Source organism: Nonomuraea terrae (assembly GCF_044465245.1).
In the GTDB taxonomy this organism is placed as follows: Bacteria; Actinomycetota; Actinomycetes; order Streptosporangiales; family Streptosporangiaceae; genus Nonomuraea; species Nonomuraea terrae.
In genome coordinates this window covers 248,048-269,225 of sequence record NZ_JBITLL010000007.1, presented here as the reverse complement: position 1 = coordinate 269,225, position 21,178 = coordinate 248,048, and the positions used below count along the sequence as shown (strand labels likewise).

General features: G+C 72.3%; 16 protein-coding genes. 3 read left to right on the top strand and 13 right to left on the bottom strand.

Going from position 1 to position 21,178, the window contains the following annotated elements:
• Window positions 1-2: 2 nt before the first annotated feature.
• From ACIBP6_RS35300 to ACIBP6_RS35275, 6 genes are all read right to left on the bottom strand, one after another.
• Complete coding sequence (locus ACIBP6_RS35300; RefSeq protein ID WP_397058148.1) at window positions 3-584, bottom strand: dihydrofolate reductase family protein; 582 nt, start codon at window positions 582-584, stop codon at window positions 3-5.
• Between the two features lie 47 nt (window positions 585-631).
• Window positions 632-2,230, bottom strand: a complete 1,599-nt coding sequence (locus tag ACIBP6_RS35295) for an acyl-CoA synthetase (protein WP_397058147.1) — start codon at window positions 2,228-2,230, stop codon at window positions 632-634.
• Entirely contained in the window at window positions 2,230-3,375 is a 1,146-nt protein-coding gene (locus ACIBP6_RS35290; protein WP_397058146.1) for a thiolase domain-containing protein, read from the bottom strand. The genes ACIBP6_RS35295 and ACIBP6_RS35290 overlap by 1 nt, the downstream gene beginning before the upstream one ends.
• A gap of 87 nt (window positions 3,376-3,462) precedes the next feature.
• Complete coding sequence (locus ACIBP6_RS35285) at window positions 3,463-4,488, bottom strand: thiolase domain-containing protein (RefSeq protein ID WP_397058145.1); 1,026 nt, start codon at window positions 4,486-4,488, stop codon at window positions 3,463-3,465.
• Window positions 4,485-5,369, bottom strand: a complete 885-nt coding sequence (locus ACIBP6_RS35280; protein WP_397058144.1) for a Zn-ribbon domain-containing OB-fold protein — start codon at window positions 5,367-5,369, stop codon at window positions 4,485-4,487. The genes ACIBP6_RS35285 and ACIBP6_RS35280 overlap by 4 nt, the downstream gene beginning before the upstream one ends.
• Window positions 5,359-6,909, bottom strand: coding sequence for an acyl-CoA synthetase (locus ACIBP6_RS35275; protein WP_397058143.1), 1,551 nt, complete (start codon window positions 6,907-6,909; stop codon window positions 5,359-5,361). The genes ACIBP6_RS35280 and ACIBP6_RS35275 overlap by 11 nt, the downstream gene beginning before the upstream one ends.
• A 116-nt stretch (window positions 6,910-7,025) precedes the next feature.
• Here ACIBP6_RS35275 and ACIBP6_RS35270 point away from each other — a divergent pair, with 116 nt between their 5' ends.
• Entirely contained in the window at window positions 7,026-7,835 is an 810-nt protein-coding gene (locus tag ACIBP6_RS35270; protein WP_397058142.1) for a crotonase/enoyl-CoA hydratase family protein, read from the top strand.
• 2 nt (window positions 7,836-7,837) lie between these two features.
• Here ACIBP6_RS35270 and ACIBP6_RS35265 read toward each other — a convergent pair whose 3' ends face one another.
• Both ACIBP6_RS35265 and ACIBP6_RS35260 read right to left on the bottom strand, forming a co-directional pair.
• Window positions 7,838-8,944, bottom strand: coding sequence for an NAD(P)H-dependent flavin oxidoreductase (locus ACIBP6_RS35265; protein ID WP_397058141.1), 1,107 nt, complete (start codon window positions 8,942-8,944; stop codon window positions 7,838-7,840).
• A gap of 128 nt (window positions 8,945-9,072) precedes the next feature.
• Entirely contained in the window at window positions 9,073-9,984 is a 912-nt protein-coding gene (locus tag ACIBP6_RS35260) for a DUF3068 domain-containing protein (protein ID WP_397058140.1), read from the bottom strand.
• A 161-nt stretch (window positions 9,985-10,145) separates the two neighbouring features.
• Here ACIBP6_RS35260 and ACIBP6_RS35255 point away from each other — a divergent pair, with 161 nt between their 5' ends.
• Window positions 10,146-11,291 (top strand): acyltransferase family protein, encoded by a 1,146-nt coding sequence (locus tag ACIBP6_RS35255; RefSeq protein WP_397058139.1) that lies wholly within the window; start codon window positions 10,146-10,148, stop codon window positions 11,289-11,291.
• Here the strand turns inward: ACIBP6_RS35255 and ACIBP6_RS35250 are convergent.
• From ACIBP6_RS35250 to ACIBP6_RS35230, 5 genes are all read right to left on the bottom strand, one after another.
• Window positions 11,218-15,330, bottom strand: a complete 4,113-nt coding sequence (locus ACIBP6_RS35250) for an alpha-(1->3)-arabinofuranosyltransferase domain-containing protein (protein ID WP_397058138.1) — start codon at window positions 15,328-15,330, stop codon at window positions 11,218-11,220. The genes ACIBP6_RS35255 and ACIBP6_RS35250 overlap by 74 nt on opposite strands.
• Window positions 15,327-16,421 (bottom strand): glycosyltransferase family 4 protein, encoded by a 1,095-nt coding sequence (locus ACIBP6_RS35245; RefSeq protein ID WP_397058137.1) that lies wholly within the window; start codon window positions 16,419-16,421, stop codon window positions 15,327-15,329. Before ACIBP6_RS35245 ends, ACIBP6_RS35250 begins: the two co-directional genes overlap by 4 nt.
• The gene (locus ACIBP6_RS35240) at window positions 16,418-17,221 is read right to left on the bottom strand and encodes a glycosyltransferase (RefSeq protein ID WP_397058136.1); all 804 of its coding nucleotides are present in this window, start codon (window positions 17,219-17,221) and stop codon (window positions 16,418-16,420) included. The genes ACIBP6_RS35245 and ACIBP6_RS35240 overlap by 4 nt, the downstream gene beginning before the upstream one ends.
• Before the next feature lie 12 nt (window positions 17,222-17,233).
• Window positions 17,234-17,368 carry a hypothetical protein gene (locus tag ACIBP6_RS35235; protein WP_268958758.1) on the bottom strand — a complete coding sequence of 45 codons (135 nt, stop codon included), beginning with the start codon at window positions 17,366-17,368 and terminating at the stop codon, window positions 17,234-17,236.
• 112 nt (window positions 17,369-17,480) lie between these two features.
• Window positions 17,481-19,166, bottom strand: coding sequence for a hypothetical protein (locus ACIBP6_RS35230; protein ID WP_397058135.1), 1,686 nt, complete (start codon window positions 19,164-19,166; stop codon window positions 17,481-17,483).
• 85 nt (window positions 19,167-19,251) lie between these two features.
• Between ACIBP6_RS35230 and ACIBP6_RS35225 the strand changes: the two genes are divergently transcribed.
• Window positions 19,252-21,099, top strand: a complete 1,848-nt coding sequence (locus ACIBP6_RS35225; RefSeq protein ID WP_397058134.1) for a hypothetical protein — start codon at window positions 19,252-19,254, stop codon at window positions 21,097-21,099.
• Window positions 21,100-21,178: the final 79 nt, after the last annotated feature.

Sequence of the window (21,178 nt, the reverse complement as noted above, 5' to 3'; positions counted from 1 at the left end):
CGTCAGTCCCGCGGCCGGTACAGGGCGATGATCACGCCGGTGGGAGTCGTCGTCGCGTCGGTCAGCCGGACCGACGACGGGCCCGGACCGGCGAACAGGCGGCGTCCGGAGCCCAGCACCAGCGGGTGGATCATGAGAACCATCTCGTCCACGAGGCCCGCCGCCAGCAGTGAGCGGACGAGCACGCCGCTGCCGAACACCACCAGGTTCTCGGAGACCTCCGCCTTCACCTTGCCGACGGCCTCGACCGCGTCCCCGTGCAGCAACACGGAGTTCCGCCACGGCAGCGGCCCGCTCAGCGTCGTCGACGCCACGTACTTGGTGACCCGGTCGAGCGCCTCGGTGAACGGGTTCGGGGCCTGGCGCGGCCAATAGGCCGCGAACCGTTCGTACGTCGTGCGCCCGGCGAGCAGCGACCAGGCGCTCGACATGCTCGCCCCCATCACCTCCTGCATCAAGGGGTCCTGGGCCGCCGACGCCCAGCCGCCGTGCCGGAAGCCGTCCCGCGGGTCCTCCTCAGGATGCCCGGGGGCCTGCATGACGCCGTCCAGCGTGAGGTGTTCGATGACCACGATCCTGCCCATGTCCCTCTCCTTCGTGTGGGGTCACCACCTACACGAAGGGCGGCCGGTCAGATCGACACACCTCCGGAAGAGGATTCGACGGTTTCGCGGGCCCAGCGGTAGTCGGCCTTGCCGGCCGGTGAACGCACCATCTCGGCGACGAACGCGTACGTACGGGGCACCTTGTAGCCGGACAGCCGCGTCCGGCAGTGCGCGTCCAGCTCGGCGGCGGTCACCTCGGCTCCGGGGCGCGGCTCCACCACGGCGGCCACCCTGCTGCCCCACCGCTCGTCCGGCACCCCGGTCACCACCGCGTCGAACACCGCCGGATGCCCCTTGAGCACCGCCTCCACCTCCTCGGGGAAGACCTTCTCCCCACCGGTGTTGATGCACTGCGAGCCCCGGCCGAAGATGCTCACGGTGCCGTCGGGCTCGACGGTGGCCAGGTCGCCGGTGAGCAGCCAGCGGGTGCCCTGCTCGTCGGTGACGAACGTGCGGGCCGTCTTCTCCGGGTCGTTGTAGTAGCCGAACGCCACCCGTCCCGACCTGGCCAGCGTGCCGATCTGCCCGGAGCCGGGCTCGACCGGCCGCAGCCGCTCGTCCAGCACGGCCAGCTTGACCACGGAGTTCGGCTGGTAGCGCAGGCCCTTCTCCGGCGACGACCCGGCCACGCCCGAGGCGGTGTAACCGGACTCGGTGGAGCCGAAGTTGTCGAGGATCATGACGTTCGGCAGCAGTTCCTGGAGGCGGTCGCGTACGGCGCCGGACAGGATCGCCCCGGTCGAGCCGATCGCGTACAGCGACGAGACGTCGTACGAGCCGCGCGCCAGCTCCTCGGCCAGCGGCCTGGCCATGGCGTCGCCGGTGATGTTCAGGGTGGCGACGCGCTCACGCCCGACGGCCCGCCACACCTCGGCGGCGTCGAACTTGCGCACGTACACCATGGTCGAGCCCATCCACCAGGCGAGGAACGTGGCCATCTGCGCGGCCCCGTGCATGAGCGGCGGGGCGGCCATCATCACCATGGGGGTGGCCTTGACCGCCTCGTCGATCACCTCCTGCGGGGTGGCGCGCGGCAGGCCGTACGGGTTGCCGCCGCCGAAGCCCATGAACAGGTCCTCGACGTGCCACATCGCGCCCTTCGGCAGGCCGGTGGTGCCGCCGGTGTAGATGATGTACACGTCCTCGCCGGACCGCGGCGGGAAGCCGCGCTCGGGCTTGCCACGTTCCAGGGCGGTCGCGTACGGCACCGCGGAGCCGATCGACGGCGGCCCGCCCACCGCGATCAGGTGGCCGAGCAGCGGCGCCCGGTCCGCGACGGCGGCCACCCTGGGCTCGAACTCCACGTCGTAGACCAGCGCCCGGATGTCGGAGTCGCGGTAGAGGTAGGCCAGCTCGGCCTCGACGTAGCGGTAGTTGACGTTGATCGGCACGGCCCGGATCTTGAGGGTGGCGAGCAGGCCGGCGATGTACTCGACGCCGTTGTAGAGGTGCAGGCCGACGTGCTGGCCCGGCTCGACGCCGAGGTCCTGGAGGTGGTGCGCGAGCCGGTTGGCCTCGGCGTCCAGTTCGGCGAACGTGCGGCGTTCCCCGCCGCAGACGACCGCCGTGCGCTCCCCGATCGTGTCAGCGAGCCCTTCGAACAGGTCAGCGTGGTTGAACTCCATCAGGGCCTCTCCCGTCCGACGATCCACATCGCGAAGAACTGGGCTCCCCCGCCGTAGGCGTGGCCGAGCGCCGTACGGGCGCCGTCCACCTGGTGGTCGCCGGCCATGCCGCGCACCTGCAGCGCGGCCTCGGCGAACCTGATGAGCCCCGAGGCGCCGATCGGGTTGCTGGACAGCACGCCGCCCGAGGCGTTCCACGGGATGTCGCCGTCGAGCGCCGTGGCGCCCGACTCGGTGAGCTTCCAGCCCTCCCCTTCCGCTGCGAACCCCAGGTTCTCCAGCCACATCGGCTCGTACCAGGAGAACGGGACGTAGACCTCGGCGACGTCGATCTGCCGGCGCGGGTCGGTGATGCCGGCCTGGCGGTAGACGTCGGCCGCGCAGTCCTTGCCCGCCTGGGGGCTGACGGTGTCGCGGCCGGCGCGGAAGATCGGCTCGGAGCGCATGGCGGTGCCGTGCACCCAGGCGGGGGTGCCGGTGACGGCCGACTCGGCGGCGAGGACCACCGCGCAGGCGCCGTCGCTGCTCGGGCAGGTCTCCAGGTAGCGGATGGGCTCCCAGAGCATGGGCGTCGACTCGACCGTCTTCTGGTCGATACCGGGGATCCTCAGGTGCGCGTACGGGTTCTTCAGCGCGTTCAGCCGGTCCTTGACGGCGACCAGCGTGCCGATGTGGCCGGGAGCGCCGGACCTTCGCATGTACTCGCGGATGTGCGGGGCGAAGTAGCCGCCCGCGCCCACCACGAGCGACGCGCTGAACGGCAGATGGGTGGACAGCGCCCAGGTGGCGTTCGACTCCGACTGCTTCTCGTACGCCACCACCAGCACCCGCTCGTGCACGCCCGCCTGGATGAGCGAGGCGCCGACCAGCGCCGTGGTGCCGCCGACGCTGCCCGCCGTGTGCACCCGCATCATCGGCTTGCCCGCCGCGCCGAGCGCGTCCGCGAGGTACGCCTCCGGCATCATCACGCCCTCGAACAGGTCCGGCGCCTTGCCGATGACCACGGCGTCGATGTCCTTGAACGTCAGCCCGGCGTCCTCCAGCGCCCGCAGCGCCGCCTCGCGCACCAGCCCCGCCATGGAGACGTCGCGCCGTTTGGTGGTGTAGTGCGTCTGCCCGACGCCAATGACCGCGCACCTGTTCATGGGTCGCTCACCACTCCTCGTTCGCTCCGCGACCGGCCTCGTCCCTCAACCGTCCACTCCGCTCACCGCGTCGGGCTCGCTCCCGGTTCATGGGGCCTCCAGGACGGTGACGAGGTTCTGCTGCAGGCAGGGGCCGCCGGTGGCGTGCGCGACGGCGCGGCGGGCGGAGCCGTCCAGGACGCGCCGGGCGGCCTCGCCGATGCGGATGAGGCCGGTGGCCATGACGGGGTTGGCGGCCGGCGGCCCGCCGGAGGGGTTGATCGTGGTCTCCTCGCCGAGGCCGAGGGCGCGGCGCAGGATGATCTCCTCGTGCGGGAACTGGGCGTGCAGCTCGGCGACCTCGACAGGGCCCTTGCCGACCCCGGCGGCTCGTGCGGCATCGGCCGCGGAGGCCGACAAGGCGAGATTTCGCATACCCAGGTAGTGAGGTTCCATGCGATGTGCGATGCCGGTGATGTACGCGGGGTTCGTGGTGAGGCGTCGCGCCAGGTCGCCGGCGGCGAGCACGATCGCGGCGGCGCCGTCCGTGATGGGCGGGACGTCCGTCTTCTTCAGTGGCCGTACGGCGTAGTCCTCAGCGCCGTCGGGGTCGGGCAGGTCCAGCGCGTACGGGTTGCCGCGGCCGTCCGCGCGGCTGCGGCGGACGATCTCGTCGAGTTCCTTGCGTTCCGCGCCCACCGCGGCGGCCTGGAGCGCGGCGTAGGAGAGCTGGTCGAGGCCGAGCGGCGCCAGGTAGTACGGGTCGAGCTGGAGCGTCATGATCGTGCGCAGGCCACCGAGCGACGACTTGCCGAAGCCGTACACCAGGGCGGAGTCGATGTCGCCGTGCTGGAGGCGCACCCACGCCTCGTACAGGGCCCAGGCGGCGTCCATCTCGACGTGGCTCTCGGAGATCGGCGGCCAGGCGCCCAGCGCGTCGAGCGCCGAGACGAACGAGAACGGCGCCCCGGCCAGGTAGTCGCAGCTGCCGGAGCAGGTGAAGCCGAAGCGCCGCAGGCCCGTGCGCTCCTTGACCTCGTCGATGACCGGCCGGATGAGCTCGGGCTCGGTCAGGCCGGTGTCGTGGGACGTGTGCCGGGTCTGCGCGAACGCGACGATCGCGACGTCTCTCATGACGGCTCCATGGGTGCGAACCAGCGGACGCTCGCCATGGACGCCGTCCGTTCCTCCGGTGGGACCCAGACGGCCCTGACGCGCATGCCCTGGCGCACCTCGTGCGCGGGCACGCCGCCGACCAGGGCGATCATCGGGATGTCGGCGCCGTCGAGCAGGATGTACGCCGACACGAACGGCACCTGCGGGGCCCGGGGGTCGGGCAGGTTGTTGATGGCGTAGGTGGTGATCGTGCCGGTGTCGGGCAGCTCGACCGGCTCGCCGATGACCTCGCCGCACTCGGGGCAGGACATCCGGTACGGCACGTACACCTGGTCGCAGGAAGGGCAGCGTCCGCCGAGGAAGACGCCGCGCGCGACGCCTTCCAGGAAGACGCGGAGCGCGCCGCCGGCCTGGAGCCGGTATTCGGTGCGCACGGGCGCGACGATCTTCGTCACCTCAGGCGCGAAATGGGAAATATCGGTGATGTGCCCGGTGGGGCGGTCTTTCCAGACCGGCCACACCCGCGTGCCCGCGGCGACCGCCTTGGGGTTGTCGGCGTCCACGGCGTGCAGCAGCGCCGTGTCGGCGCCGTCCAGCTCGATGAGTGCCCAGGCGAAGGGCCGGTCGAGGGGGTGGGCGTCGAGCGGCTCGTCCACCCAGGCACACGTGGTGACCGTGCCGGCCGGGCCGACCTCGACGTACTCGCCGGTGACCGCCTCGCCGGTCGCGGGGTCGTACTCCAGGGGCGGCACCAGCACGCGGCCCTCGGCCGTACGGACCCCGACGATGCGGCGGGCGCGCAACTCGCTGAGGAACCGCCCGATCACCGGCCCGGTCGTACGGGTGTAGCCGCCGGGGAACTCCAGGACGTGCCGGGCGACCAGCGGATCAGATGGCACGGTCGTGTCCCTCCCAGTACGGGTCGCGGAGCTTGCGTTTGAGCAGCTTGCCGTTGGGCTCGCGGGGCATCTCGGCGATGAAGTCGATGCTCTTCGGCCACTTCATCCTCGACAGCCGGCCCTCCAGGGAGGCCAGCAGCTCGGCGGCCAGCTCGGGGCCGGGCTCGGCACCGGGCGCGGGCTCGACGACGGCCTTGATCTGCTCGCCCCACTCCTCGTCCGGGATGCCGAACACGGCCACGTCGGCCACCTTGGGATGGACCGTGAGCTCGTTCTCGATCTCGGCCGGGTAGATGTTCGCGCCGCCCGAGATGATCATGTCGGCCTTGCGGTCGCACAGGTGGAGGAAGCCGTCCCCGTCGAGGTAGCCGATGTCGCCGACGGTGAAGAAATCCTTGAGGCGGTTGGCGGCGGTCTTGCCGGGGTCGCCCTTGTACTCGAACGTGGCGCCCGTCATCTTCATGTAGATCGTGCCGGGGGTGCCGGTCGGGACGGGCTCGCCCGAGTCGTCCACGACGAGCAGCTCGCTGATGGGCCACGCCTTGCCGACCGTGCCCGGGTGCGCCTTCCAGTCCTCGGGGGTGGCGATGGTGCCGCCGCCCTCGGTGGCCGCGTAGTACTCGTACACGCAGTCGCCCCACCAGTCGAGCATCGCCCGCTTGACGGGGACGGGGCAGGGCGCGGCGGCGTGGATCATCCAGCGCAGCGACGACAGGTCGTACGCCGCGCGCGTCCGCTCCGGCAGGGCGAGCAGCCGCTTGAAGTGGGTCGGGACCATGTGGGAGTTGGTGATCCGGTGGCGTTCGCAGAGCCGGAGCATCTCCTCGGCGTCCCACCGGTCCATGTAGACGAGGGTGTGGCCCATGTGCAGGGCCGTGCCGCCGAACTGGGTGACCGCCGTGTGATAGCTGGGCGACGTGACCAGGTGGGCGTTGGGACGGCCCGGCGTGATGCCGAACATCTGCAGCAGGAACGTCATGAGCTCGGCGTTGTCGTCCGGGTCCAGCCCGTTGAGCGCTCTTCTGACGCCTTTGGGCCTGCCGGTGGTGCCGGAGGTGTAGTGCATGGTGGCGCCGGCCGTACGGCCGTCAGGGGTGGTGTCCGGCTGCCCGTCGGTCAGCTCGTCCGCCATCCGGAAGCCGTCCCGCTTGTCGTCCCCGAGAAGGAAGCGGCGGTGCGGCTCGACGGCCTCCGCGCCCCGCGCGCCCTCCCGATGGAACCGCGGGTGGACGAAGAACGCCTTGGCCTCGCTGTCGGCGACGATGTAGGCGATCTCGGGGCCGGTCAGGTGCCAGTTGACGGGCGTGTAGTACCAGCCGGCCTGCAACGCCGCCAGGTAGAGAACGAGGCCGTCGGCACCGTTCGGGACCAGGCCGCAGATGCCGTCGCCTGGCTCCAGCCCGAGTGCCCGCAGACCGTGCACGAGCCGGTTCGACCTGGCCAGGAGCTCCCCCGCCCGATGCTCCGTACCGTCCGGATCCACAGCCGCGACCCATTCGGGGTCCGCTTCCGCCAACCTCCAGAAACCCAGCGTGCCCATCTGCTCTCCTAAGCTCAGAGCGGGCAAAACAGGAACCTGTTCTTATTTGCTGGTCGGAGCGTATCCTTGGGCCAAGTCTGTAGCAAGCGCTTGATTTTCCCCGTTCGGAGGCGTCCGTGGAGCTTCTTCCGATCAGCACCCCCCACTGCCGGGTCGAACGCGACGGACACGTTCTCGTCGTCACCATGAACCGGCCGGAGGCCCGCAACGCGCTGTCGGCGGACATGCTGGTCGGCATGGCCTCGGCGTGGGCGTACGCGTCGGCGGAGCCCGGCGTCCGGGTCGCGATCCTGACCGGGGCGGAGGGCACGTTCTGCTCGGGCGCCGACCTCAAGGCCATGGGGCAGCCGTCGTCCGACCCCGAGGTGCGGGCACGGGCCGCCCAGATCGTCGACTACCACTGGAAGGGGCTGCTGCGCGAGGACCTGCCGACCAAGCCGGTCATCTGCGCGGTCGAGGGGTACGCGGTCGCCGGCGGCACCGAGCTGCTCGTGGGCACGGACCTGCGGATCGTGGCGGAGTCGGCCACGCTGGGGCTGTTCGAGGCCAGGCGGGCGCTGTTCCCCATGGGCGGCAGCGCCGTACGGCTGCCGCGCCAGATCCCGTACTGCCACGCCATGGACCTGCTCCTCACCGGGCGGGCGGTCTCCGCGGCCGAGGCACTGTCGATGGGCCTGGTCAACCGGGTGGTCCCGGACGGCCAGGCGCTGGCCGCGGCCCGCGAGCTGGCCGCGGACGTCGCCGCGGCCGGCCCGCTCGCCGTCCAGGCGATCCTGCGCACGTACCGGGACACGCAGGGCATGCCGGAGCCGGAGGCGCTGAAGGTCTCCGACGAGCTCGGCTGGCCCGTGATCGGCTCAGAAGACGCCAAGGAAGGCACCCTCGCCTTCCGCGAGAAGCGCCCCGCCGTCTACCGGGGACACTGAAATCAGTCGGAGGTGAGGCGTCCGAGCCGTTCGAGGGCCTCGCCGTACTCCTCGACGAGGCCGAACATCACGTCCTTGGTGGAGCGGACCTGGTTCGTGATGCCGATGATCTGGCCGGCGGGGAAGGTGGCCAGTTCGGCGGCGTCGGAGCGGCCGATGCGCCGCAGCGCGTCCGAGACGAGCATGAACTGCAGGGGCATCGGCAGCGTGCCCGGCGACTCCTCCGACTCCCACGCCTCGGTCCACTCGTTCTTGAGCAGCCGCGCCGGCTTGCCGGTCCAGCTGCGCGAGCGCACGGTGTCGCGCGAGGTGGCCTCCAGGATGCGGCGCTTGGCCATCTCCGGGGTGTCCGCCTCCTCGACGGTGAGCCACAGCGAGCCGGTCCACACCCCCTCGGCGCCGAGTGCCATGCCGGCAACCATCTGACGGCCGTTGCCGATGCCGCCGGCGGCCAGCACCGGCACGTCCACGGCGTCCACGACCTGCGGGATGAGCACCATCGTGGAGATCTCGCCGGTGTGGCCGCCGGCCTCGGTGCCCTGGGCGACGACGACGTCCACGCCGACCTCGACCTGCTTGAGCGCGTGGCGCGGGGTCGAGGCGAGGGCGGCGACCTTGACGCCGTGGTCGTGGGCGAGCTTCACGATGTCGGCGGGCGGCGGGCCGAGCGCGTTGGCGAGCAGCGCGATGGGGTGGCGCAGCGCGACCTCCACCTGGGGGCGGGCGGTGGCGTCGGTCCAGCCGAGCAGCACCCGGCCGGGGTCGGCGTCCGCCGACAGCGCGGGCACGCCGTGCCTGGCCAGGAGTTTCTCGACGAACGCCCGGTGGCCGTCGGGGATCATCCCCTGGAGGCGGCCGACCAGCTCGTCGGCGGCGAAGTCGGCGCCCTCGTACGACGCCGGCATGACCACGTCGACGCCGTACGGCTTGCCGTCGACGTGGTCGTCGATCCATGCGAGCTCGGTCTCGAGCTCCTCAGGAGTGAAGTAGAGCGCCCCGAGCACCCCCATGCCGCCCGCCTTGCTGACGGCGGCGACCACGTCCCTGCAATGGCTGAACGCGAAGATCGGGAGCTCGATGCCGAACATGTCCGTGACGCGTGTCCGCATGGCCCGACGATACGTCCGGCGGGCGACCAACTGCAACGCGTTCTACACGGGAATCTCTGGCCGGTGTCGGACGGTTGGCCCGGACGATAACCCGTTCCATCGACGGTGGGTGACGGTACGGCTCGGGGTCAGCGGGATGGGCGGCGGGACAGGACGGCGCCGGTGGCCAGGAGGACGACGCCGATGATCAGCAGGACCAGCGGAATGACGGTGCGCAGCAGGTCGATCTGAGTCTTGGCGTTCTCGGCGTTCTGGACGAGCTTCGCCACGGTGTCCTCGGTCATCTTCGCGTCCGCGACGAAGGCCGGCGAGCGCTCGACGCCGTCCTCGGTCTTCATCACCTCGTGGCGCCGCACCTCCTGCCGGACCGGCGAGCCCGTGACCGGCTCCACCCAGAACGTGGTCGTGCCGTCGTACCAGTGCTCGACCCGCACGTCGCCCTTGCCGTCCATGCCGATCGCGCTCTTCGGCGGCGTGCTCGTCCTGGTCCTGGTCGGCGGGACGGTCTGCTCGAAGACGTAGACGGGCAGGCCGTCGACGGTGTCCTCGCGCACGAACCGCGCGTCGTACGCCTTCCGCGCCACCGGGTTGAACACCTTGTACGTCGTCTTCCGCACGTCGAAGGGGAACTTGTAGATCTGCCCCTCCATCTCCACCGGCTCGTTCTCCACGCTGTTGCCGCAGCAGTCGACGGCCAGGCCGGTGTAGCGGTCGAACGCGCTGCGCCGCTCGGTGAAGTCGACCTGCGACCGCTCGTTGGTGACGTCGTTGACCACCATGGCCTCGTCCCAGACGACCCGGTCGCCGTCGGCCTCCTTCACGTCGCCGCGCGTGGTCACGACGATGTCGAGGTCGGCGGTGAGCACCTTCAGGTCCTGCACCGAGAAGTAGCGAGCGTCCTCGGCCTCCAGCCGCGAGATGAGAAAGTGGTTGGCCGGAGCGTAGGTGAGCTGGTCCGCGGCCCAGAACTTCAGCAGCGGCGCCAGCGTGACGAAGAAAGCCCCGAACCCGATGAGGACGAGCGTGGAGATGCGACCCATCGAGGCCTCCGGATTCATCATCGTCTAGGGGTGATCAACGGCAACAAAGTATGACAGAGAGTGACACGGTCATCTGCGGGCGAAGCACCCCGGCACAACCGATAGAAACAAGTTCTATCGTGGTTGACCGAGCTCAGGAAATCGGGAGGGCAGGAGCTTCGATGAAGGGCAGGGACGCCGCACTCGACGGCCTGCGCGCGGTCGCCGCGCTCGGCGTCTGGCTGCTGCACGTCGGCAGCAACACCGGCGTGATGTACCGCGACGGCATGCTCGCCTGGATGATGAGCCGCCTGGGCATCGCCGTACCCATCTTCTTCCTCCTGTCGGGCCTGCTGCTCTACCGCCCCTGGGCGCGCGCGGTGATCGAGGATACGACACGGCCGAGACCGCTGCGTTACCTGTGGCGGCGGGTGCTGCGGGTGATGCCGGTCTACTGGCTGGTGACCGGGCTGGTGCTGTGGGCGTGGAGCTCCTTCGACTGGACGGGCTGGCTCAAGTGGATGCTGCTCGTCCAGAACTACTTCCCGGCCGACCCGACCCCCGACGGCCTCTACCAGATGTGGACGCTGCCCATCGAGATGGCCTTCTACGTGCTGCTGCCGCCGCTGGCCTGGGTCCTGCACCGGTGGGCGCGCGGCGGCAACCGGCCGGTCCGGCTGCTCGCGGGCATCGCGGTGCTGCCGGTGGTCTCGGTGGCCACCGTCGTCGTGGCGCGCGTTCACGACCTGCCGCAGCTCGGGCTGATGCTGCCGTACCACCTGGTGTTCTTCGGCTGCGGCATGGCGCTGGCGGTGCTGTCGGTGTGGATCGGGCACAGCCGGGTGGTCGACTCGCTGGCGCCGCAGCTGCTGGTGCTGGCCGCCCTGCTGTACGCGCTGCTGAGCACCGGGCTGGCCGGGCCGCGGACGCTGGACCTGCCCTCGCTGACGGAGTCGCTGTGGCGGCTCAGTCTGGAGGCGGCCGTGGCGGTGCTGCTCGTGGCGCCGTTCGCGCTGGCTCCCCGGGCCGACGCGCTGCGCTCCCGCGCGCTCGGAAACCCGGTGACGGCCTACTTCGGGCGCATCTCCTACGGCTTCTTCCTGTGGCACGCGCCGGTGATCGCATTGCAGCTCAAGCTCACCGGCGCGCAGCCGTTCGGCGGCGACTTCGCCAGTGTCGCGGTGGTGTCCTTCGTCGTCACGACGCTGCTGAGCGTCGCCAGTCACCACCTGCTCGAGGCCCCGGCGCAGCGGCTCAGCCGGCACGGGTCAGCACCCGTTCGGCCTCGGAAGGCTCCGGATCCGGTGCCGGCCGCTCCCGTTCGGTGACGAGCTGGCCGATCAGCACGCCCACGGCGGCGACCGCGGCGAGCTGCGGCCCCTGGTCCATGAGCGGCCCGACGTCGATCCCGTGCTCGCGCAGCACCAGGCCCACCGCCGACGCCAGCGTGGCGAGGCAGAAGAAGCCGGCCGCCGCCCGGTGCGCGGGCAGTCCCCGGGCGCGCTGCAGCAGCGTCACGACGACGGCGGCGAGCATCGCGGCCATGCCCGGCCAGCTCGCCACCCACCAGCCGAACGCCAGCGCCGGCACCACGGCGTACGGCGCCCGCAGGCGCGACAGCCGCGCCGCCCTGGCCGCGGCGGTCTCCCGCACGTGCTCGGGACGCGGCCCGCGCAGCACGAGCGCGATGAACGCGAGCAGCACGATCCCGGCCAGTCCCAGCGTGATCGCGAGCCCGTAGACGCGGTCGGGCAGGTACTCCAGCCGGACGGTCCCCGAGGTGCCGGCGGGCAGCTCCCAGCCCTGCTTCCAGCCGTCGATCCGCACGCGGTCGAGAGTCCGGCCGTCGATCCGGGCCTGCCAGCCGTCGTTGTCGTTCTCGTTGACGACGAGGAAGGCGTCCTGCGGCGCGTCGACCCGCACCTCGCGTACGGACGGCGTCCAGGCGCCCGGCGCCGCCGACCCTTGCTCGCCGCCCGCCCGCGTGGGCAGCGCCCCGACGACGAGCGCGTCGATCGTGTACGCGTCCCAGCCCGCCAGCCGCACCCGGTTGTCGCCCGCCGCGAGCTTCGCCTCGGCGCAGCCGGTGATCTGGACCGGCCGCTGCTCCAGCAGGTCGGCGTGGGTGCCGGTGACCCTGGTGGGGATCGTGCGGCCGTTCACCTCGAGGTTGGGGCCGAACCCGCAGCGCAGCCGGAGCGGGACGCCCGAGGGCCGGCCCACCGGCTGCACGCCGGGCACCACCAGCTCGCTCACCTGCAGCCGCTTGGAGAACGGCATGAAGCGCAGCGTGAGCCGGGTGGTCGTGAGGGGCTCGAACGTCAGGTAGCCGCGCGCGTCCACCCGTCCGGCCCGCACCTCACGGCCGTCGCCGGTCACGATCACGTCGAGCGGCCCCTGGTCGGCGGCCGGTCGCTGGATCTGGACGCGGGAGACCGTCCGCTTGGCCTTCCAGGCGACGGTGAGCGTGGGCTCGGCGTCTTTGCCGTCGGGGACCCAGGTGGTGCTGCCGTCCGCGTCGAACGCCGACCGGGGCGAGATCACCGCGTCGTCGGTGAGCTGTGACGAGCCGGTCACCACGGTCAGGTCAGCACGCAGGCGGGTGAACCGGTCGATCAACTCCGGATCACGCAGCACGGCCGTTCCCCGCACGTTCACGCTCGCGGCGGACTCCGCGCGGAAGGTCCGGTCGAACCCGGTCTCCTCTCCCTTTCCGGCCAGCCGCGCCTCGTTGCACACCCACCGGGCCGGGGTGCGCATGCAGGCGGGCTTGTCGTCGGCACCGCTGTCCATGACGTACACGTCGCCGCCCTGGCCGGGCAGCCGGATCGTGCGCTCGGGCACGACGCCGGGGATCGACAGCTCGACCACGCCGACCCGCTGCCCGTAGCTCCACTGCGGCGACGCCGTCCCGGCGACCTTGATCCGCAGCCACGCCGTGGGCCCGTCCGGCACGCGCAGCCGCTGCGTGCCGGTGGTGCTCGCGACGTCCTGGACCAGGCTCCCCGCCTCGGTCTCCACGGCCACCCGGCCGGTGGACTGGCCGAGCCGCAGGCTGGAGGCGAACATGACGTTCACGTACGGGATCCGGGTGGGCTTCGGCAGGTCCACGCGCAGCCACTCGCCGTCGGGGGGCTGGGAGCCGTCGCTCTCCCAGGCGGTGGCGGTGTTGCCGTCCAGCGCCGCCCAGGGGCCGCCGCCGACGCTGCTGACGCCGGACATCGCGTACGGGTCCGCGACCGACGACGACGCGCTGACGCCGGCGATGCCGTGGTACTCGGCGACCGCGGTCTGGTCGAGCCAGCCGTCCTCCAGCAGGTCCAGCTCCCGGACGCCGGCGAAGTCGGCCTTCTTGTCGGCCGTGAGGGTGGGCGACCGGTTCGACCGCAATTCGCCGAACGAGCGTTCGCGCAGCCGCAGCGCGTCGCTGACCACGGTGCGGGCGTCGCGCGTGCCCGCGTCGCCGTTCACCAGGACGGGGCCGTCGTCCAGCAGGCCGAGGTCGCCCATCGCGAGCAGCGAGTCGGGCCCGCCGCGCACGGCGAGTGCGTCGGAGGCGGACTCCACGGAGACCACGTCGGAGGCGCCCTCCACCTCGTAGAGGTCGAGCGCGGGAAAGGCCGGGTCCAGCGTGTTCACGGCGTCGTCGCTCTGCCGGTCACCCACCGGCTCGCCGAACGAGCGCAGCTTCGCGATGCCGGGCGACTCGCGCAGCGCCTCGTAGATCCGCGACGGCCAGGCGCCCTGGAGGTTCTGCCGGATGAGGTCGTTCCTGACGAGCAGATAGCGCACGCCCATCCGGCGTAGCACGGCGGTGACGCCCGGGGAGCCGTGGCCGGAGGTGAGCCGCTCGTCGATGGCGTCCAGCAGCCGGGACAGGCCGACCGAGCCCGGTGGCGTGATCTGCCTGGTGGTCCAGCGGGCGGTGGTGAGGGCCTGCAGGGGCTCGTCCAGGGGCCGGCCCCATACGTACTCGCCGAACTTGGCGCCGGGCACCACCAGCACGCCCGCGTCGCCGGCGTGCTCGTCCAGCCAGGCCGCCGCCTGCCGCCAGTGGGACGGCACCTCGCGGAAGTCGCCGGGCGGGGCCAGGCCCTGGTTGACGACCGGCACGAGCAGCGCGGCGAAGGCGGCGACGGCGACCGTACGGACCGGGATGCGCGCTTTGACGAGCAGGTGGGCCAGGCCGAAGGCGAGCGCGAGCCGGACGAGCGGGTCGAACTTGCGCAGGTTGCGCAGCGGCGCGAGCGGGCCGTCCAGCAGCCAGCGCACCGGCTCGGCCACGACCGGCTCCAGGGCGCTGATGTGCCCGGCGGCCATCGCGGCCACGCCCACCAGGAAGAGCGCCATCACGAAACCCTTGGCGGGCAGGTCGCGGCGGGCCAGCCCGGCCAGGCCCAGCGCGGCGATGACGCCGGTGACCACGACCATCGTGGCGGAGGTGGCGATGGCGAACCCGGGCGGCTGCTCCAGGACGCCGTCGAGCGGCAGGAAACGCACCCAGTCCGAGGCGCCGCGCAGCACGTTCGTGAGCGAGGTGACGGCCGTGGTGGTCCCGGCGGTCTCGGTGTACGGCAGGAACGAGAACGCGTAGCGGCCGACCAGCAGCAGCGGCAACGACCAGAACAGGGTGGCCACCGCGACGGCGGCCGACCACCAGCCGAGCATCCGCCAGCGCGGCACCGGCCGCGGCCGGGTCAGGATGTACAGGACGGGCGCGACCAGCACGGCCAGCACCGCCACCGCGTTGACGCCGCCGCACAGCGCCACCGCCAGCGCCGACCTGACGGCCCCGCGCGCCCGCTGCCCCGTCTCCGAGGCGGTCAGCAGCGGGATGAGGATCCACGGCAACATCGCGGCGGGCAGCCACTCGATCGAGATCTCGCCGAGGATCGACAACGTCCGCGGGGCCAGCGCGTACGCCAGCGCGGCCACGACCCTGGTGCCGGGCGTGCCGACGCCGAGCTGCCGGGCCAGCCGTTCCACGCCGAGGAATCCGACGCACATGAGCAGCGTCAGCCAGAGCCGCTGCGTCACCCACGGCGCGACGCCCGCCAGGTCGCCCAGCGCGAAGAACGGGCCCATCGGGAAGAGGTAGCCGGCGACCTGGTTCTGCAGCTGGCCGAAGTGCTGCAGGTCCCACAGGTGGGTGGCGCGCTCCAGCCAGCCGACCGGGTTGAGCGCCAGGTCCATCTTGGTGTCGGCGATGAGCTGACCCGGCTTGGTGGTGAACGCGAGCAGCCCGAAGCCGAAGCAGCACAGCAGCAGCCAGAGCCGCCGCCTGGCCTTCTCCCCCACGGGCCGGCCCGCGCCGGTGCGGCGACCGGCCACCAGCTTGTCGGTGGGCAGCAGGGACGGGACGGTCACGGTTCCTCCCAGCCCGGACCGGGGTCCTGACCGCGCATGAGCGCGAGGAGGCGTTCGGCGCTGTGGTCCCAGGAGAACCGGCCCGCCCACTCCCGACATTTCACGCTATAAGTGTGGTCCAGTTCGCCGAGTGCCCCGGCGATGCCCTTGGCCAGGTCCGTACCCTCGGCCAGCAGCCAGCCGGTCTCCCCATGGCGTACGGCGTCGCGCAGCCCGTCCACGTCGTACGCCACCGTGGGGACGCCCAGGGCGGCGGCCTCCAGCACGCTCAGCCCCCAGCCCTCTCCCTGCGAGGTGCTCACGTGCAGCCACGCCCGCCCGACGACCGTGGCCTTGTCCTCCTCCGGCAGGTAGCCGTGCAGCACCACCCCCTTGGGGAGCCCCGCCCGCAGCGACGCCTCCTCAGGGCCCCGGCCGACGATGTCCACGACCAGGCCGGGGAAGCGTTCGCGCAGCTCCGGCACCGCGTCGAGCAGCAGGTGGACACGCTTGTGCGCGACCAGCCGCCCGAGGCAGACGATCCGCGGCCCTGGGCTCCTCGCGGGCTCGGCGGGCGTGGCGACGCTCACGCCGTTCGGGACGACGTGGATCGGCCCCCGCCAGCCGAGCCGCTCGCGCATGGCCCGCACCGTGGACGGCGACACCGCCACGCTCGGGCGCCGCCGGTAGCTCCACCGCGACACCGGCCCCTCCAGGAACCGCCCGAACGCCGCCAGCCACCCCGGCATGTGCAGCCCGAACTGCCGGTCGTGCACGTGGTGCACCACGCAGATCACCCGGGCACGCCGCGGCAGCACCCACGGGGTGAAGAACGGGATGCCGTTCTGGCAGTCGAGCACCGCGTCGAACCGCCTCCGGCGAGCCAGCAGCCAGCCCAGCACGCGCGGGTAGACGGTGAACACGCCCCCCATCCGCGCGAAGCGCACGCCCGCCACGACCTCGCGCCGCCGCTGGCCCGGCGCCCGCGCGGTGACGTAGCAGACCTCGTGGCCGGCTCGCGCGAAGCGGCGGGCCAGCTGCCAGGCGAACGTCTCCGCGCCCCCGGCCTGCGGGTGCCACGGGTCACGCCAGTTGACGACCGCGATCCTCATGGGTATCCGACGGGGTCGAGCGGCGGCTCCCAGGCCGGATGCCCGGCGGGCCGCGGCCGGGCGCGCAGCCGCAGCCAGATCCGGCCCAGCTCCAGCATGATGCCGAGCGTGTGCCGGGCCGGCGAGAAACGCGAGCCCGGCATGTCGCGCCAGCGCACCGGGATCTCCCGCACCTCCACACCCCGCGCCCGGCAGCGCGCGAGCAGCTCGACGTCGAAGGCGAAGCCGGGCGTGCGCAGCAGCGCCGCGACCTCGCGGACCAGGGCGCCGTCGAAGAACTTGAAGCCGCACTGGGTGTCGCTCACCCCGGGCACGAGCGCTCCGGCCAGCGCGCGGAAGCCGTACGCGCCGAGCTCGCGGATCCGGCTGTGCCGGTTCTCCACGTGGGAGCGCCGGTGCGCCCGGGAGCCGATCACCACCCGCTCGCCGGACCGCAGCAGCCCGAGCGCCAGGTCGATGCCTTCCAGGTCGGTGGCCATGTCGGCGTCGCAGAAACCGACGAAGGGCGCGCTCGTGGCGAGCAGCCCGGCGCGCACGGCCGCGCCCTTGCCCCGGGTCGCGCAGCGCACCAGGCGCACCGGCACGCTGCCGCGCGGCCAGGTCGTGACGACCTCGGCCGTGTGATCGGTGCTGTTGTTGTCGACGACGATGACGGCGGTGGGGAACGGCATGCGGGCGAGCTTCGCGCACAGCTGCAGGAGCCCCCCGGGAAGCCGGCGTTCCTCGTTGTGGGCGGGAACGACGATCTCAAGCAGTGGTGGCCGGCTCGCCCTCTCGTCCCCTGACGGAGAGGGTGGCATGGCGGCGTTCGGTTACCGGTCGCCGTAGTTGTAGAGCGGCTGGTTGACCGGGGTCGCGGTGGCGCCGCTGAGGGAGACGGTGGTGACCGTCACCACGAGTGCCGCCACGGCTGCGCCGGCGATCGCTGCTAAGAGGATCTTGACCAAGGGGGTTTCCTCCTGGAGCGGGCTCTGGTCCGAGGCGTTCCTAACCTAGAACCAATTCGTGCTACTCGAAAGTAACTGCACGGAATCCTAATAAGTCCGCTGATCAGCGTACCTATTGGGGTGGAATGGAACGGACGGGGCCGTCGAATCGGTAGAGGCGCAGGTCACGCGCGTCGACCACGAGCGTCGCGGTGCGTAGCCATCCGGCGAACCGTTGCCGCTCCGCCGGCGTTCCCGCGTTGACGATCACGAAGCGGAACCCGGCGCCGGGGAGGTCGGGTGACGGGCTTCGAAGGACGTGGTCCACCGCTTGGGCGCGGGGGTCCTCGCTTCTGACGAGCAGTTCGCCGACGCGTACGGCGTCGTTGGTGACCACCCGGCGGCCGGAGGCGGCGAAGAAGCGCTGCGCGGGGTCGAGCACCGCCCGCCCGCCGTTCCACGGAAACCGCCGGTACGACTCGAACGGCAGCACCAGCACGTCCCCGGGCGCCGGATCCCGGCCGATCACCTCCCGCGCGTCCGTCCACCCCTCGGGGTAGGCGATCGCTCCTAGCCGCCCCAACGCCCCCCACGCCATCGTCGGCAACACCGCGAGAGGCACCAGGACCAACACCACAACCCACCCTCTACCGCGGCTCACGGGCCGAGATCCTCTGGAGGGAGAACCGCGACCGCCGTCCGAGGACGAAAGCTCCGAGCTGCCCGTGACGCGGGTGGCCAGCAGGCCCAGCCCTACGGCGGACGCCAGGGCCAGGGGGGCCACGAATTGCTGGGCGTCGCGGAACACCGCGAAACCGGGCCACAGCTCCACGGCCCAGCGGAACGCCGCTCGTCCTGGCTCGCTCACCCCGACGCACGCCACGCCCAGCCCGACGGCGGCCGCCGCGGCCAGCCCCTTCCTGTACGGCACCGCGCCGCGCAGGAAGAACGCCAGCCCGGTCAGCGTGATCAGCAGCCGCGCCACCGCGCCGGGCACGGTCTCGTAGCCGGGCGGGACCGCGTACATGTTCCAGATGCCGCCCAGCGACAGCAGACTGCCCACCGCGCCGAACGGCGTGTCGGCCCGGGCCGCGAACGCCTCCACCCCGACAGGATCGCCCCGCAACCCCTCCGGCCGCAGCGCCGTCGGCACCAGCCACGGCAGGCTGAACACGGCCAGCACCACCACCACCCGCGCCGGCCCTGCCCAGCGCGCCCCGTTCCCTGACCCGTTCCCTGACCCGTTCCCTGACCCGTTCCCTGACCCGTTCCCGGACGTCCAGCGAGCCACGGCGAGCGGGAGCGCGGTGAGGGCGGTCACCGTCATCGCGGCGAATCCGCCCACCGCCGCGGGAAGGACGGCGAGCGCCGTCCGCCGGCCCGACCAGACGGCACGCACCACCCACGGCAGCCCCGCGTACCCGAGCAACAGCGCCCACTGACCGATCAGCAGCCGCTCGGCGACGTACGGGTTCCACACGTAGAACACGCCGGCCACCAGCCGCGGCCCCACCGATGAGGACGGGACCAGCAGCGCCGCCCCCGAACACCCCAGCACGAAGATCGCCAGCAGGATCAGCTTCTGCACCAGCTCGGCGGGCAGCAGCTGCGCCAGCGCGGTCACCACGGCGTCGCTGGGCACGACCCGCGCCGCTCCGCCCGCCAGCCCGAACGTGAAGCGCGAGAAGGCGGGGTCGGGCACGAACACCATGTCCTGGATGAGCGTGAACCCCCACCCCAGCGCGGGCCCCAGCGCCAGGCAGCCGAGCACCAGCCCCAGGAGGGCGGCGGAGAGCCCGGCGCGGGCCGTGTGGGACATCCCGATATGACATCACAACCGGAGAACGCCCATTCCGCCCGTCACGTCCGGGTCGTTACTCTTCGCCGGGAGGCGAGGCGAGGCGATGGCGGCGGCGGTGGGGGTGGCGGAGCGGGTCCGCCGGCATCCAGGCTCCGGCGACACCGTGCTGGCCGTGGCCCTGGTGATGGTCGCGGCCCAGCTCGTGTGGAAGTTCGAGCTGGTCAGGCGGACGTACTTCCGCCAGGACGACTTCATGTTCATCGCCAGGGGCCTGGAGAACGGGCTCACCTGGGACTACCTCATGCGGATCGACTTCGGCCACCTGATGCCGGGGGCGTTCGCGATCCACTGGGCGATGGGCCGGCTCGGCGTGCACAACGACCTGCTCGCGCACGCGCTCACGATGGGCCTGCAGGCGGCGGCCGGGCTGGCGCTGCTGCGGCTGCTGTGGGTGCTGTTCGGACCGCGCCCGGCGATCCTCGTGCCCCTCGGGTTCGCGCTGGTCACACCGATGACGATCCCGGGGTTGTCGTGGTGGGCGGTGGTGGCGGAGACGCTGCCGTTCCAGATCGCGCTGCCGATGGCGCTCGCCTCTCACGTGCTGCACGCGCGCACCGGGCGCCTGCGGCACGCGCTGGCCACGGCCGGCTGGGCGGCGTTCGGGATGGTGTTCTTCGTCAAGGCGCCGTTCATCCTCGTGCTGGCGTTCGTGCTGACGGCCGGCTGGCTCGGCGGGGTGGCGCGGCTGCGCCGGGCATGGCTGCTCCACCTGGGCGTGCTGGTCCCGTACGCGATCGTCTTCTTCCACCGGCTGTTCACGTCGGTGCAGCTGACGAACGAGACGTTCGAGCCGCGGCTGCCCAGCCCCGAGGTGGCCGCGAAATCCGTGTGGACGCTGCTGTCCGGCTCGCTGGTGCCCACGGCGCTGGGCGGGCCCTGGCGGTGGCAGCCGATCGGCGACGACTACGCGCTGGCCGCCACCCCCGCCCCGCTGATGTGGGCGGCCCTCGCGGTCGCGGCGGTCGCGGTGACGGTGTCGGTGCTCTGGCGGCGGCGGGCCTGGCTGGCGTGGGCGACGCTGCTGGGCTACTTCCTGCTGGCGGACGTGGTCCCGATCATGCTGGGGCGGGTCGAGCTGCTCGGTCCCGATCTGAGCGGGTTCGAGCTGCGGTACATCTCGTCCACCGCCGTCGTGATGGCGCTCGTCATCGGGCTGGCGTTCATCCCGGTGCGGGGCGAGGAGCGGCCGTGGCGGCGTCCTGCGCCGCGGTGGCGCTGGGCCTGGGTGCCGCTGGCGGCCGCGGTCACGGCGGGCTCGCTCTGGTCGGTCGCCGCGTACGCCGACCGGCCGCTCGGCAGGAACGTCAAGCGTTACGTGCAGACCGCCGAGCAGGCACTCGCCCAGGTGCCCGCGGGCTCCACGGTGCTGGACACGTACGTGCCGGACAAGGTGGTGTTCCCGCCGTTCTTCTACGACTACGCCCTGCACTCCAGGGTCGTCGGCCCGGCCGCGCCGCACCGGGTCGTGTGGACCAGGCGGCTGGCGGGGCCGGTGGCTGACCCGCTGGTGTTCGACGCGAGCGGCCGGCTGCGTCCGGTGCGGATCGACGGCGTCATGATCCCCGCCCCCGCCGGCGGCGGCTGCACGCCCGTCGGGCCGGACGCGGTGCGCTTCCGCCTGCCCGCCCCGGTCCGTGACGCCGAGCACACCGTACAGATCTCCTATCTGAACGGCGCCCCCACCACCCTGTCGGTCCGGCTCGGCACGGCGGGGGCGGAAGCGCGGGCCGGCCGGAACCTGGGTGTGACCTTCACCACGGTCACCGGCGGCGGCGACGAGCTCGTCCTCCGCACGCTCGACGGCACGACCTGCGTGGGCGAGATCAGGCTCGGCGTCCCGGTCGCCGACGACGAGAAACCGGCCGTCCCCCCGCGCCCCGTAGGGGGATAGCGGCCGGGCAGGGCGGCCGCCCGGAGCGCCGGCGCGAGGCGGCCGACCGGGACGCCACCACCTTGGCCGTCGCCCGCGG

Excerpts from the sequence above, each read along its gene's own strand:
- ACIBP6_RS35230 (WP_397058135.1), bottom strand. The coding sequence starts at position 19,166 with ATGTCCCACACGGCCCGCGCCGGGCTCTCCGCCGCCCTCCTGGGGCTG.
- ACIBP6_RS35225 (WP_397058134.1), top strand. The coding sequence starts at position 19,252 with ATGGCGGCGGCGGTGGGGGTGGCGGAGCGGGTCCGCCGGCATCCAGGC.
- ACIBP6_RS35295 (WP_397058147.1), bottom strand. The coding sequence starts at position 2,230 with ATGGAGTTCAACCACGCTGACCTGTTCGAAGGGCTCGCTGACACGATC.
- ACIBP6_RS35260 (WP_397058140.1), bottom strand. The coding sequence starts at position 9,984 with ATGGGTCGCATCTCCACGCTCGTCCTCATCGGGTTCGGGGCTTTCTTC.
- ACIBP6_RS35265 (WP_397058141.1), bottom strand. The coding sequence starts at position 8,944 with ATGCGGACACGCGTCACGGACATGTTCGGCATCGAGCTCCCGATCTTC.
- ACIBP6_RS35245 (WP_397058137.1), bottom strand. The coding sequence starts at position 16,421 with ATGAGGATCGCGGTCGTCAACTGGCGTGACCCGTGGCACCCGCAGGCC.
- ACIBP6_RS35290 (WP_397058146.1), bottom strand. The coding sequence starts at position 3,375 with ATGAACAGGTGCGCGGTCATTGGCGTCGGGCAGACGCACTACACCACC.
- ACIBP6_RS35275 (WP_397058143.1), bottom strand. The coding sequence starts at position 6,909 with ATGGGCACGCTGGGTTTCTGGAGGTTGGCGGAAGCGGACCCCGAATGG.
- ACIBP6_RS35255 (WP_397058139.1), top strand. The coding sequence starts at position 10,146 with ATGAAGGGCAGGGACGCCGCACTCGACGGCCTGCGCGCGGTCGCCGCG.
- ACIBP6_RS35300 (WP_397058148.1), bottom strand. The coding sequence starts at position 584 with ATGGGCAGGATCGTGGTCATCGAACACCTCACGCTGGACGGCGTCATG.
- ACIBP6_RS35240 (WP_397058136.1), bottom strand. The coding sequence starts at position 17,221 with ATGCCACCCTCTCCGTCAGGGGACGAGAGGGCGAGCCGGCCACCACTG.
- ACIBP6_RS35285 (WP_397058145.1), bottom strand. The coding sequence starts at position 4,488 with ATGAGAGACGTCGCGATCGTCGCGTTCGCGCAGACCCGGCACACGTCC.